Source organism: Arthrobacter rhombi, assembly GCF_900163545.1.
GTDB classification, from domain to species: domain Bacteria; phylum Actinomycetota; class Actinomycetes; order Actinomycetales; family Micrococcaceae; genus Arthrobacter_H; species Arthrobacter_H rhombi_A.
In genome coordinates this window covers 21190-31952 of sequence record NZ_FUHW01000014.1, presented here as the reverse complement: position 1 = coordinate 31952, position 10763 = coordinate 21190, and the positions used below count along the sequence as shown (strand labels likewise).

The following is a 10763-nucleotide window of genomic DNA, read 5'->3' as shown; positions in this document are numbered from 1 at the left end:
AATGATCCGGTCGGTCTTTGCGGTGATGGCGCGGCAGGTTTCGGGATAGACGAAACTTTGACAATCACAATATTTGTGTACTGTAAACACTATATTTGAATACCTAATTATTAGTTTTCAAATAAGGCTTTCATATTTCGTCACCACCTGCTTATTATCCGTAGCGTGACCCGGACCTGGCTCACAGTGGAGCCGCCGGGCACAGACAGAAAAACGAAGCAAGGAGTGCAACATGGGTAAGAAACCCATCAGATTGACCCGCGCCGTGGTTTTGTCCACGGCAGCGTTCGTAGGATCCTGTTCGCTGATCGGGGGGCTGACCGGCCTGCCGGCCACCGCCGCGACACCGGCGTCCGGGCCGACCGTCTCGAGCACCGTCGAGGTCGCCGCCGTTGCGAACACCGCTCAGGCCGCGACGGGAGCCCTCGAAACCGGGACGTCTTACGACCAGTTCATCGTCTCCTATAAGGACTCTGCGAGTTCCGCGACCAAGCAGGCCCGCGTGAACTCCATGGGGCCCGCCGCCCAGGAAGCCGGCGTCTCCGTGAAGGAATTGCGCCCCACTGCCACGGGTGGCCACGTGTTGAAGACGAACGAGAAGCTCTCCAGCGCCGAGGCGAAGCAGTTCATGCTCGACGCGGCCAAGACCGGGACCATCGACTCCATTGAACCGGATGCGATGATGACGATCGCGGCGACCCCGAACGACACCCACTACGGGCAACAGTGGGACTTCCACGGTTCCAACGGCATGCGCACCCCGTCCGCGTGGAACTACTCCATCGGCAGTGGGGCCGTCGTGGCCGTCTTGGACACCGGCATCACCAGCCACTCCGACCTGAACGCGAACGTTTTGTCCGGCTACGACTTCGTCTCCGATGCTTCCTCAGCTCGTGACGGAAATGGCCGAGACTCCAACCCTGCCGACGAGGGTGACTGGGTCAACCCCGGTGAATGTGGTTCCGCCAACGGCAGCAACTCCTCCTGGCACGGCACCCACGTCGCCGGCACCGTCGCCGCCATGACGGACAACAGCAAGGGTGTTGCCGGGGTAGCCCCTCGGGCCAAGGTCGTCCCGGTGCGGGTACTGGCCAAATGTGGTGGCTCGCTCTCGGATATTTCTGATGCCATCGTCTGGGCCTCGGGCGGAAACGTCTCTGGCGTCCCGTCGAACCCCAACCCGGCCGACGTGATCAACATGTCCCTCGGTGGTGGCGGTGCATGCGGCTACACCTACCAGAACGCCATCAACTCGGCAGTTTCCCGCGGGACGTCCGTCGTGGTGGCCGCCGGCAACGAATCGCAGAATGCCGCCAACTCACGTCCGGCGAACTGCAATAACGTGATCACCGTCGCGGCCAGCAACAAGTCCGGTTCGCGGGCCTTCTACTCCAACTACGGCTCCTCCGTGGACGTCACCGCCCCCGGTGGCGATACCTCCACCCGTGGTGGCGGCATCCTGTCCACGATCAACTCCGGACGGACGACCCCGAGCGGTGAAGCCTACGCCGAGTTCCAGGGCACCTCGATGGCTGCCCCGCATGTTGCCGGTGTGGTGGCGCTGATGCGGGCCAACAACCCCAACATGAGCCCGTCATCGGTGGAGTCCTCGCTGAAGTCGGGGACACGCTCCATGCCCGGTGGTTGCACGGGTGGTTGTGGTGCCGGCTTGGTTGACGCAGGAAAGGTCCTCTCCTCGATGGGCTACTGATTTCCTGTAGGACCCGCAATCCGCTGGCCGGGACACCTTCTTCACGGTGTCCCGGCCAGCTTGCCGTCGTGCAGGTGGTGGCGTGTTGGCTCAGCGGCCGCGTTGGGCCAGACGGGCGACCAAGGCATCCGGGGCGACCCGTGCCAAGAATGTGATGATCTTGTACTTCGTGCTCGGGATGGACACCGAACGTCCGGCCATGGCGTCCGTGAGGCCGCTGCGCACCACCTCTTCGGGTTCCAACCAGGACCAGGAGGGGATGGACTTCTTGTCCACCTTCATCCGGTCGTGGAATTCGGTGTGCACAAAGCCGGGGCAGATGGCCGTCACTGAGATCCCACGGTCGTGGTAGAAGACGTTGGCCCACCGGCTGAAGTTCACCAGGAACGCCTTGGATGCCGAGTAGGTGCCACGCGGAGTGAAGGCGGCGACGGAAGCGACATTGATGATCCGCCCTCCACCGATCTTCGCCATGGTTCGCAGGGCGGCGTGGGAAAGGATGAGCGGGGTGCGCACGTGGATGCCGACGTGGGCTAGTTCCTCTGCGAGGTCGTTGTCGGCAAAGTTTCCGGCCAATCCGTACCCGGCGTTGTTCACCAGCGTGGTCACCGGTTGGTTGGAATCGGCCAGCCGGTTGGCAACCTGCTGGACGCCGGCTTCGGTGACGAGGTCGGCGCTCAGGGTCTGCACTTGGACGGCATAGCGTGCCCGCAGGCTCTCGGCGGTGGCGTCGAGTCGTTCCTGGTCGCGGGCCACGAGAACCAGGGAGTACCCTTGCGCCGCCAACTGTCGGGCGAACTCGGCGCCGAGTCCCGACGTGGCTCCGGTGATGAGTGCAGTCACTGATGGATGGGCGGAGTAGTGCGTCTCGGTATGCTGTGTGGGACTGGCCATGCCTTGACTGTAGCGGGGTGCGTGGGCCAGTCCAAGGAGGCTGCGCGGGTGAGGCGAAATCGTCACCAGCGGGCAATAGAGTAGGGAAACTTTGCGTAATATCAGCCACCAAGGCTAGCCTAACTACAGAAGAGTTTTCCGGGGTGTCCCCGGCGCGAACCGTCAGGGAGACCAGCGTGGATTCAAGCCGCATCAACGGGTGGGCCCTGTCCTGCCCGGTAGTGGTCAGATATGCCGGCGGCTAGCAGCCTAGGGTGCCGGGGTGACGCCGGAGAGGTAGTGCAGCTGGGCCTTGACGGAATGTTCGGCGGCCCCGCGAACCGCAGGATCGATCTCGGCGTACACCAGATCCGTGACTTCGCCGGCCCCCGGCTGTCGCGAGGAATCGCCGCCGGTGAGCCGGGCGACCGCTTCACGGACCTGCTCCAAGCGTTGAAGGCGGTGGGAGGCGTACTGCTCGATCACGGTGCCCAAATGCGGGTGCATGGGGCCATGGGCAGGAAGCATGACTGCCGGACCGAAGCCGGACAGAACATCGAGGCTGGCCAGATAGTCACCGAGCGTTCCGTCGGGGAAGTCCAAGATGGTCGTCCCGCGCCCCAAGATGGTGTCGCCGGTCAGCACCGAACCGTGGTGTCCGTCGTCGAGCAGCAGGAAACACAGCGAATCGGAGGTGTGCCCGGGCGTGGCTACGACCTGGACGTTCACCCCCGCTACGGTCAGCACTTCTCCGTCGCTCAGGATCGGGGCGTCTCGGCAATGTTCGGCCCTGGCCGCGCGTACCGGGGCTCCGGTCAGTTCGTGCAAGCGGTCGATCCCCTCGGTGTGGTCGGGGTGCCGGTGGGTGATCAGGATCAGCTCGACGCGCCCCGCGGCGGCCAGGGCTTGGAGGTGGCCCTCATGGGCGGGCCCCGGGTCCACGACCACCACGGGGCCGCCCACGGAGCCGGCGGCGTGCAGGAGGTAGGAATTGGTGCCCTCCAGCGTCATCGGGCCGGGGTTCGGCGCCGTGATCAGATCGGCGCAGGACGTCATGTGCTGGAGAGAAGAAGGCGTCGGCTGTGGCATGCCGACAGTCTAGGGCAGCCGAGCGGACGTTTCCTGTGCCAAGACATTCCGAGAACCCCCTTCCCCCTAAGGAACGTATGCAGACCCTGACAACGGAGAACCTGTCCTTATCCCATTCGTCCGACACCGTGGTCAACGGCGTGAACGTGGAGATCCCGGTGGGTGAAATCACCACGATCATCGGGCGCAATGGTGCCGGAAAATCCACGTTGCTGCGCGGCCTGGCCGGAAAGCAGAAACCGGATGCCGGCACGGTGCGGATCGGCGGAACCGATTTGCACGACTACCCGGTCGATGACCTGGCCAGAATCGTGGCTCTGCTGCCGGAAGACTCCGACGGCCAGGAAGCCGCCGCAGTGCGCGAACGGATCGCCGACGTGTTGGCCCGTGAATCGGAGGTGCTGCTCCTGGACGAGCCGACAACGCATCTCGATATCGCCCAGCAACTCGAGGTCCTCGACGCCATCGCCGCCGTGAACCGTCGGCGGGGGACGACAGTGGTCATGGTCCTGCACGACCTCAATCTTGCAGCCCGCTACGCGGACCACCTGCTTGCACTGCTGGAAGGAAACATCGTGGCCGCCGGGCGCCCATCAGATGTCCTCACCTCCGAATTGGTCCACGACGTCTTTGGGCTCCGGGCACGGGTGATTCCTGACCCGGTGGTTGGAACTCCCTTGGTGTTGCCGATTGGACGCCACCGGTTCCGCCGCCCCGAAACCGGGCACACCGGGCAACCCCCAGCAGCCCAGCCTGCCGAAGCGCTTCCGGCGAATGAGGCGCCGGAGGAATCCGTCGTCCTCCCGACGCCCCGTCGCCCGTCCGTGGAGGTATGCCCGACGCTGGCCTTCAGCCTGGAGATCGTCGACGTCCAGGATCTTGGCCCCAGCTTCCGCCGCCTGACCTTGGCTGGGCACCAACTCGAACACTTCGGCACGGGTGGGCATCCCTTGGACCTGCGCATCAAGGTCCTCGTCCCACCAGCGGGTGAAGGGGCCGTGGCTCATCTGCGCACACTTTTCGCCGATCTGGCCCCCGGCGGACTGATCAGCGAGGAAGACTCGACCGGCTGGTACCGGGCCTGGCTCGCCAAGGACCCTGCCGAACGCGGTGCCATGCGCACCTATACGGTGCGTTCCTTCCGCCCCGCAGGCCACCCAGGCAATGCAGGGGCGTCCCCGGAAATGGACCTGGATTTCGTGCTGCACGTGCACCGCGAAAAGGGGGTGCTGGTCGGTGGGCCCGCTTCCGTGTGGGCGGCCGAAGCCCGAACCGGCGATGAGGTCATCATCTTGGGCCCCAACCGGGCCCTCTGCGGGCACGACTACGGGGGCATCGAATTCCGGCCCGGTACGGCGCGACGAATTCTGCTGGCTGGAGACGAAACGGCGGCTCCAGCCATCTGCTCGATCTTGGAATCACTACCACCGGGGATCACCGGAGACGCGTTCATCGAGGTCCCCTCGGTGGAGGATATCCAGGGTTCCTTTACCCGCTCCGGTGTCACCGTGCAATGGCTTCCGCGTGGCATGCAAGCCCCGGGCACGCTCCTGGAGGCGGCAGTGCGTTCGGCGGTCGCACTCCCGGGGGCCGGTGCCGTGGACCCGGGCAATGATCTAGAGGACGTGGACGTCGATACCGACATCCTGTGGGAGACCACAGCCGGAGCGGGCCAACCCTTCTATGCCTGGCTCGCCGGCGAGGCGGGAGTCATCAAAGCGATGCGACGCTATCTGGTCCGTGAGGTGGGAATCGACCGCAAACAGGTCTCCTTCATGGGGTACTGGCGCGCTGGACGGGCCGAAGCCTAGGGCCGAATCCGCGTCGTGGCCCGTCATGCAGGGCGGGATTGCCGTCCGGCGTGGGAAAATATGGGAATGATGCACACCCAGGTCCGCCGGGCCATGACCGAGGACTGGCAGGCGCTGCGTGCCGTGCGGCTCCGGGCACTAGCGGACGCACCATCGGCCTTCAGTTCCAGCTGGGAACACGAATCGGCTTTCGAAGAGGAACGCTGGCGTCACCGCGCGGAACAGGGCAACTGGTTCCTGGCTTGGTCGCCGCTCTCGACGGGGCCCGCCACACGGATGGCTGACGGGCTGGCGGGAGCCGTCCTGCGGCCGGGGACCGGGGGCTGCGAACTCATCGGCATGTGGGTGGATCCTGCGGTGCGTGGCCTGCACGTCGGTCGGGAACTGGTGGCCGCGGCAGCCGGGTGGGCGCGCCGGTCCGATGCCGGACGATTGGATCTGTGGGTGGTCACCGAGAATCTGAGCGCCCGCGACTTCTACCGACGTCAGGGGTTCTTCGAAACCGGGGAGCTGCAGGAAGTTTCCGGCCGTCCGGAGGCGGTGGAACTGGGCATGTCACTGCCGCTGATCTGATCGGGGCCCACCACGGGAACCGGTCCCGGAGCTCATTCCCGGGACGGTGCATCCAGATAGCTGACCTGCGTCAGGGCCTCGGAGAGCTCCCAGAGCCGCCGGGCGCTCTCTGGGTCCTGCGCAGCTGCCGCCCGCTTCGCTGGCCGGGGTGCCCCGCGCCATTCCCCGGGCCCACCCGGGCCGAAATACTCCCCTCCGTGCACCCCGGGGTCCGAAGCCGCGCGCAGTGTCGGTCGGGCACCTTGGGCCGGTCGTGGCATGACGGCGTTGAACAGGGCCCGCGCCGGGCGCAGAGAAGGTCGGTCAAAGACGTGGCCGAACAGGTCGGTGCCCACCACTCCGGGATGGGCGGCGACGGCGAACGTTTCCTGGCCGGCGGCCCGCAAACGTTGGTCCAGCTCGTAGGTGAAGAGCAGGTTGGCCAATTTCGAGCGGTTATAGGCGGCTACGGGCGTGTAGCCGCCCTCCAAGAAGAGGGGATTCTCGAAATCCATGGTCCCTCCCCGGTGGGCCAGGCTGGACAGCGAAATGACGCGGGAACCCGGTGCCGCAGCCAAGGAACCCAGCAGCAGGCCGGTCAGGGCGAAGTGCCCCAGATGGTTCGTCCCGAATTGACGTTCGTGCCCGTCGGCGGTCAACCCGTAGGGGGTCATCATGACGCCGGCGTTATTGACCAGCAGATCCAACCGGTGGTGGGAGGCCATGAAGGCCTGGGCGAAGGAATGGACCGTGGACAAAATCGATAGGTCGAGCTGAACGACTTCCGTGCGGAGCTCGCCGACGGACGCCAAGACCTCCGGTCGCAGTTGATCGACAGCTGCCCTTCCCTTGTCAAGATCGCGGCAGGCCAGGACGACGTGCGCGCCATGGAGGAGCAGTTCACGGGTCGTGGCGAATCCCAGGCCGTTATTCGCGCCGGTGACCACCGCCGTTGTTCCGGTCAGATCGCCGATATCCCTGGTGCTCCAGGTCCTATTGCCAGGCATTGGGGGTCTCCTGCCGATTGGTTCGAACGGGCGGCCCCCAGCCTAGGGCCTTCGACAACAATCTGCGTTGTGGTGCATCCTAGGCAGGAGAGCATCCACGTCACGGATCGGGGGCGATATGGCAGCGGAACGATCGGGGAACGAACCGGCGGGGACCATGTGGACCATCGGTCATTGGACCTGCCCTCCGGCGGTGGTGGCCGCGACCCTGGAATCAGCGGGGATCGAGCTGCTCGTCGATGTGCGCAAGATGCCCGGATCGCGTCGGAGCCCGCAATTTGATGAGGAGCAGATGCCCGGGTGGTTGGCAGAATGCGGTATCGAATATCACCACCTGCCCGAACTCGGGGGCCGCCGGCACCGGCAGCAGGACATCGACCCGATGATCAACGCCGGTTGGCAGAACGCCAGCTTCAAAAATTATGCGGACCATACGCTCACCGAGGAGTTTGAGAACGGGGTGGACCGGCTGCTGCGGTGGGCAGGGGAGCGGCGTGTCGTGGTGATGTGTGGGGAGCCGATGCCGTGGCGTTGCCACCGGCTGCTGATCGCCAATGTCCTCGCTGCCCGGGGGTGGAAGGTCGTGCACCTGTCCAATACCTCGAAACCGACTGAGCACGAACTGGGCCGCTGGGGTGCTGAACCAACAGTGGACGACGACGGGGTGGTCACCTACCCTGCCTGAGGGCAGTGACTTTGTCCGTGCCACCTGCCTACAGTGAAAGTGGGCTCCGCACACCCGTGGAGCCCGCCACCGGTTGGTGACCATCCCCGTGCTTCACGGGTTCGGAGGTGCCGGCGCCAGCCGCACTTCAGGAGAGGACCCAACGATGTCAGATGATCTCTTCCCCCAGGCCACCCCTGCGGTGGCCAAACGTCGCAAAGAGTTGACGCCAAACGCCACCCAGGCCTTCGAGGACTTCAGCAAGGCGGTCTTCGCCGAGGGGGCCCTGGACGAGCAGACCAAACAGTTGATCGCCGTTGCCGTCGCCCATGTCACGCAGTGTCCTTATTGCATCGAGGGTCACAGCAAACTGGCCCAACGCAAGGGGGCCAGTTCCGAGCAGATCATGGAGGCCATCTGGGTGGCCGCCGAGATGCGGGCCGGTGGTGCCTTCGCGCACTCCACGATCGCCCTGAACGCGATCGGGGAGGTCCCTCACCAGCATTGAGCCGGAGCAAGGGGGGCGGTGACCGCCGCTGCTGGGACCGTCCTAACGGTGGTGGGCCACCGGTTCATCCCCGGCCAGAACGCCCAGCAGCCGCGCCAGTTCATCGCGCTCACCCGAATCCAGGCGACCAAAATACTTGGTGGATTGTTCGCGGCGCGATTGGTGGATCCGGGAGCGGAGTTCCTGTCCGTCGGGGGTGAGGCGGATCAGGACGGCCCGGCGGTCCAGCGGGTCAGGAGCCCGCTCCACCAGCTCCTTGGTTTCGAGCTGGTCGATGACCTCGGTCGCCGAACGCGGGGCGATCCGCAGCAAATCGGCCAGTTGTTTCAACCGCAGACTGGCCTCAGGGGTGGTTCCCGACCCCTCGGGTGGGCCGGGTCCACAACCTCGAGCCAACATATTCAGGGCCCGCCATTGGTGTGGGGTCAGTTCGAAGGGCGCCAATTCGTGCGTCCACCGGCGACGCAACCCCCGGAAGGCGGCATGAAAAAGGTCGCCCAGATCGGGATCGTCGGCCAGGCCAGGGGGCGCGTCAGCGGTCATACCGTCAGTGTACTCATTTGCGTGGTTTCCACATAATGAGGTAACCTCTGCATAGTTGCCGGGCATCCCGTGCGACTCCTTCAACCCAGGAGGTGCTGCCGATGAAACCGGCACGGACTCCAGAACTCCCCTCAACCCCGCGCGCCGGAACCAGTCGGGGAACCCCCGGCGGCCCGGGCCCCGGCAAAATCAGTGCCGACGACCGCAGCCAGCTCGCCCGCCATCCGGTGAGCCTGCGTCGGGTCGCCGCCCTCTTCGCTCCGCACCGGAGGATGATCACGCTCCTGATGCTGCTCATCAGCATGGCTTCCGTGGCCGGCCTGGCCCAACCGTTTCTGATTCGCGCCATCATTGATGACGCCATCCCCAACGGGAACACCCCGCTCCTGGCCTGGCTGACCGGGGCGATGGTGGTCATTGCTGCCATTACTGCCCTGATCGGCGTCGTCCAGACCTGGATGGCCACCGATATGGGGCAACGGGTCATGCATACCCTGCGCACCGGTATGTTCACCCACCTCCAAGCCCAGTCGCTGGCCTTCTTCACCCGGACCCGTGGCGGAGAAATCCAGTCGCGGCTCACCAGCGACATCGCGGGGATGCAATCGGTGGTGACCACCACGGCAACGTCCATCGCCACGAATCTGACCACCGCCGTTGCCACGGCCATTGCCATGGTCGCCCTGTCCCCGATGCTCAGCATCCTCTCGCTCATCGTCATCCCCCCGGCGGTCTTCCTGAGCCGTCGGGTCGCCCTGCTGCGGCGCGATATCACCGCCGATCGTCAGGCAGAGTTGGCGAACCTCTATACCCAGGTCGAACAGGGCCTGTCGGTATCCGGGGTGCGTCTGGCCAAGACGCTGGGCACCACCGAACGCGACGCGGCGGATTTCACCGCCAGTTCGCACCGGCTCATCGGCCTGGAACTACGTTCGCAACTGGCAGGACGCTGGCGGATGGCCACCATGCAGATTGTCTTCGCTGCGATCCCCGCGGCCATTTATCTGGCCGGCGGTTTTCCCGCGGCCACCGGTGATATGAGCATTGGCACCATCGTTGCTTTCACGGCATTGCAATCCACTATTTTCCGTCCGATCATGGGCCTGCTGAACGTGGGGGTCCAGTGGGTCACGGCCATGGCACTCTTTAGCAGAATCTTCGAATACCTCGATCTGATCCCGGAGATCACCGCCCCCGAACACCCCGTGCAGATCGACCCCGGCGCCGTCCGCGGGGAACTGCGCTTCGAAGGCGTGGGGTTCTCGTACGACGGCGAAGCCCGGGCCCTGGCCGATATCGATCTGGTGGTGCCCGCGGGGACCGCGACGGCGATCGTCGGGGCGACGGGTTCGGGGAAATCCACTCTCGGGGCCCTGATCCCGCGACTGCACGAGGCAACGATCGGACGCATCACCATCGATGGAGTCGATGTCAGGAAGCTGGCTCCTGCCGACCTGGCTCAGATCGTCGGTGTCGTCTCTCAGGAGTCCTATCTGATCCACGCTTCCATCCGGGAGAACCTCCGTCTGGCCGCCCCCGAAGCCACCGACGACCTGTTGTGGGCTGCCCTCGAAGCCGCACAGATCGACGAGCTCGTCGCCTCGCTGCCGGATGGGCTGGACACCTTCGTCGGAGCTCGGGGACACCGGTTCTCGGGTGGGGAACAGCAGCGACTGGCGATTGCCCGGACCGTTCTGCGCAATCCTCGGATCCTGGTCTTGGACGAAGCGACGTCGGCGCTGGACAACACCACGGAGGCCCAGGTTCAGGCCGCCCTGGATCGGTTGGCTGCCGGACGGACCACGGTGACGATCGCGCACCGTCTATCCACGGTGGAACGGGCCGATCAACTGGTGGTCCTGGACTCGGGACGCATCGTCGAACGGGGGACACCTGCCCAATTGCGTTCGGCCGAGGGGCCGTTCGCTCGCCTGCTGCGCGCTCGTGCCGAGGCTGACGGACTGCAAGTGGCCGGGCCGGCTCGGCCCGTGATATGAGTAGGCCC

General features: G+C 65.3%; 10 protein-coding genes. 6 read left to right on the top strand and 4 right to left on the bottom strand.

Going from position 1 to position 10763, the window contains the following annotated elements; translation table 11 throughout:
• Positions 1–232 precede the first annotated feature (232 nt).
• Positions 233–1711: a S8 family peptidase gene (locus FM101_RS02905; RefSeq protein ID WP_086995199.1), complete on the top strand. Its 1479-nt coding sequence runs from the start codon at positions 233–235 to the stop codon at positions 1709–1711.
• 90 nt (positions 1712–1801) lie between these two features.
• On the opposite strand, the gene FM101_RS02900 is transcribed toward FM101_RS02905, so the two are convergent.
• On the bottom strand, positions 1802–2605 hold the full coding sequence (locus tag FM101_RS02900; protein WP_086995196.1) for an SDR family NAD(P)-dependent oxidoreductase: 804 nt from the start codon (positions 2603–2605) through the stop codon (positions 1802–1804).
• A gap of 249 nt (positions 2606–2854) precedes the next feature.
• Positions 2855–3673: an MBL fold metallo-hydrolase gene (locus tag FM101_RS02895; protein ID WP_086995193.1), complete on the bottom strand. Its 819-nt coding sequence runs from the start codon at positions 3671–3673 to the stop codon at positions 2855–2857.
• 77 nt (positions 3674–3750) lie between these two features.
• On the opposite strand from FM101_RS02895, the gene FM101_RS02890 reads away from it, so the two are divergent.
• Together FM101_RS02890 and FM101_RS02885 are read left to right on the top strand one after the other, a co-directional pair.
• On the top strand, positions 3751–5484 hold the full coding sequence (locus FM101_RS02890) for an SIP domain-containing protein (RefSeq protein WP_086995190.1): 1734 nt from the start codon (positions 3751–3753) through the stop codon (positions 5482–5484).
• 66 nt (positions 5485–5550) lie between these two features.
• Positions 5551–6057, top strand: coding sequence for a GNAT family N-acetyltransferase (locus FM101_RS02885; protein WP_158225973.1), 507 nt, complete (start codon positions 5551–5553; stop codon positions 6055–6057).
• A 32-nt stretch (positions 6058–6089) separates the two neighbouring features.
• On the opposite strand, the gene FM101_RS02880 is transcribed toward FM101_RS02885, so the two are convergent.
• Positions 6090–7043 (bottom strand): oxidoreductase, encoded by a 954-nt coding sequence (locus FM101_RS02880; protein WP_086995184.1) that lies wholly within the window; start codon positions 7041–7043, stop codon positions 6090–6092.
• A gap of 118 nt (positions 7044–7161) precedes the next feature.
• Between FM101_RS02880 and FM101_RS02875 the strand changes: the two genes are divergently transcribed.
• Both FM101_RS02875 and FM101_RS02870 read left to right on the top strand, forming a co-directional pair.
• A complete protein-coding gene (locus FM101_RS02875; RefSeq protein WP_086995182.1) occupies positions 7162–7728 on the top strand; it encodes a DUF488 family protein in 567 nt (188 codons plus the stop codon).
• Positions 7729–7873: 145 nt separating this feature from the next.
• The gene (locus FM101_RS02870) at positions 7874–8215 is read left to right on the top strand and encodes a carboxymuconolactone decarboxylase family protein (RefSeq protein WP_086995179.1); all 342 of its coding nucleotides are present in this window, start codon (positions 7874–7876) and stop codon (positions 8213–8215) included.
• A gap of 42 nt (positions 8216–8257) precedes the next feature.
• On the opposite strand, the gene FM101_RS02865 is transcribed toward FM101_RS02870, so the two are convergent.
• Entirely contained in the window at positions 8258–8758 is a 501-nt protein-coding gene (locus tag FM101_RS02865; protein ID WP_086995176.1) for a MarR family winged helix-turn-helix transcriptional regulator, read from the bottom strand.
• 101 nt (positions 8759–8859) lie between these two features.
• On the opposite strand from FM101_RS02865, the gene FM101_RS02860 reads away from it, so the two are divergent.
• Entirely contained in the window at positions 8860–10755 is a 1896-nt protein-coding gene (locus FM101_RS02860) for an ABC transporter ATP-binding protein (RefSeq protein ID WP_086995173.1), read from the top strand.
• Positions 10756–10763 lie beyond the last annotated feature (8 nt).

What these genes read in the sequence shown, in the direction of transcription:
- FM101_RS02905 (WP_086995199.1), top strand. Translation starts at nt 233, where the DNA reads ATGGGTAAGAAACCCATCAGATTGACCCGCGCCGTGGTTTTGTCCACG.
- FM101_RS02900 (WP_086995196.1), bottom strand. Translation starts at nt 2,605, where the DNA reads ATGGCCAGTCCCACACAGCATACCGAGACGCACTACTCCGCCCATCCA.
- FM101_RS02895 (WP_086995193.1), bottom strand. Translation starts at nt 3,673, where the DNA reads ATGCCACAGCCGACGCCTTCTTCTCTCCAGCACATGACGTCCTGCGCC.
- FM101_RS02890 (WP_086995190.1), top strand. Translation starts at nt 3,751, where the DNA reads ATGCAGACCCTGACAACGGAGAACCTGTCCTTATCCCATTCGTCCGAC.
- FM101_RS02885 (WP_158225973.1), top strand. Translation starts at nt 5,551, where the DNA reads ATGATGCACACCCAGGTCCGCCGGGCCATGACCGAGGACTGGCAGGCG.
- FM101_RS02880 (WP_086995184.1), bottom strand. Translation starts at nt 7,043, where the DNA reads ATGCCTGGCAATAGGACCTGGAGCACCAGGGATATCGGCGATCTGACC.
- FM101_RS02875 (WP_086995182.1), top strand. Translation starts at nt 7,162, where the DNA reads ATGGCAGCGGAACGATCGGGGAACGAACCGGCGGGGACCATGTGGACC.
- FM101_RS02870 (WP_086995179.1), top strand. Translation starts at nt 7,874, where the DNA reads ATGTCAGATGATCTCTTCCCCCAGGCCACCCCTGCGGTGGCCAAACGT.
- FM101_RS02865 (WP_086995176.1), bottom strand. Translation starts at nt 8,758, where the DNA reads ATGACCGCTGACGCGCCCCCTGGCCTGGCCGACGATCCCGATCTGGGC.
- FM101_RS02860 (WP_086995173.1), top strand. Translation starts at nt 8,860, where the DNA reads ATGAAACCGGCACGGACTCCAGAACTCCCCTCAACCCCGCGCGCCGGA.